The sequence below is a fragment of the Kitasatospora sp. NPDC002965 genome, from assembly GCF_040611255.1.
In the GTDB taxonomy this organism is placed as follows: domain Bacteria; phylum Actinomycetota; class Actinomycetes; order Streptomycetales; family Streptomycetaceae; genus Kitasatospora.
Map to the genome: position 1 here is coordinate 1 of NZ_JBEXNT010000309.1, position 1,430 is coordinate 1,430.

Here is a 1,430-nt window from a genome sequence, read left to right on the forward strand (position 1 = left end):
CCGCCGCGCCGCCGAGCTGCACATGCTGCTGGACCTGGTGGCCCGCCAGCGTGCCGACTTCGGCCTGTCGCCCGCATACGACCTCGTGGAGAGTGTCCGGTGACCCGCCCCGGCACCGCCCCCGTCCCACCGCCGGAGGAGCGGGTCCCGTACGTGGCGCCGTTCCTGTCCGACCGGATCGCGGGCCTTCACCTGGAGCACCTGCGTACCTGTCAGGGTCTGACCGTCGAGGAGGTCGCCGACGAGGTGAGCGCCCGGTCGGCCCACCGGCCCGGCCCCGGCCACATCGACGCCCTCGAAGGAGGCACCAGCGTGGCGTTGCGCCGCGCGGCATCCGGCGGCGCCCTGGAGTCGTACCTGGCGGGCTACCGGCTCGGCGGCCGCGTTGCCCGCAGCGACTACTACACCGTCTTCGCGCCCGGCGCGGCCGGCCCGGACGAGTGCGTGGACAAGGGCCCGGGCTGGCCGCACCGCCTCCTGCTACTGGAGCAGCGCTCCGAGGAGATCCTCTACGCCGCCTCCACCGTGGTGCCGGTCGCGCTGCGCACCCGGGGTTACGACGACGTGCTGTGGGCGAAGGGCGTCTGTCGGCTGCCGCCGGGCCTGCCGACCCCGGCCACCGCGGCGCTGACCGGGGTCGGCTGCCAGCTGTGCCAGGTCTACCGGGCGGACTTGCTCACCGATCGGGACGTGGCCGGGGCCTGGGTGAGGGCGGTGCGCGCCGCCCAGCGCGCGGCGCTCACCGAGCGTCTCGCCCGCCCCGGTCCGCCGGTGACCGCCCTGCTGAACGAGACGCTGCTGCGGCCCTTCGCCGACACCGTCCACGCCCACGCGGACCAGATGGGCCACCTCGCGCACCTGGTCCGCACCACCCGCCTGACGGTGCGGTTCGTGTCGCTGGCCGGTGGCGCCACCGTGATCGAGGAAGCCGTGCGCCTGACCCCGCCCGGCACCCGCCGGCCGTGGACCGTGCGGCCCGGCTTCGCCGGCGCCCACTACGTGGTCGGTGTCCCGCTCGGCGTGGCCATGGCCGAGGAGCGGGCCCTGGACCCCGCGACAAGCCTTGGGCTGCTGGAGGACGCGGCCGCCGGCGCGGTCCACAAGCTGGGGTCGCTGTGATGAGCGGCCCGCCCGCTCCCTTCGCCAGCACCACCCTCACGGACAGCGACGTGCACGGGTCGGTCGTGCAGGCCCGCGACATCCACCGCCTCACCATCACCACCGCGACCGGGCCCGTGCGGCCGATGCCGTTCCAGCTCCCGCGACCGCGCCGCCTGGCCGACCGCACCGGGGACCGGCAGCTGCTGGCCGGCAGGCTCGGTGAGCGGGAGCCGCTGCCGGTCCTGCTGACCGGCGAGGGCGGCATCGGCAAGACCGCGCTGGCGCTGGCAGCCCTCCACGGCGCCGCCCGGCCGCCCGGCGGCGTGCTG

Annotated in this window: 1 protein-coding gene and 1 pseudogene; both read left to right on the forward strand. The window is 76.3% G+C overall.

Going from position 1 to position 1,430, the window contains the following annotated elements; genetic code table 11:
* Nucleotides 1–99: 99 nt before the first annotated feature.
* Nucleotides 100–1,119 (forward strand): Scr1 family TA system antitoxin-like transcriptional regulator, encoded by a 1,020-nt coding sequence (locus ABZY91_RS42030; protein WP_355409527.1) that lies wholly within the window; start codon nucleotides 100–102, stop codon nucleotides 1,117–1,119.
* Nucleotides 1,119–1,430: pseudogene (locus ABZY91_RS42035) on the forward strand (hypothetical protein); the annotation flags it as partial. The gene ABZY91_RS42030 and the pseudogene ABZY91_RS42035, both read left to right, overlap by 1 nt.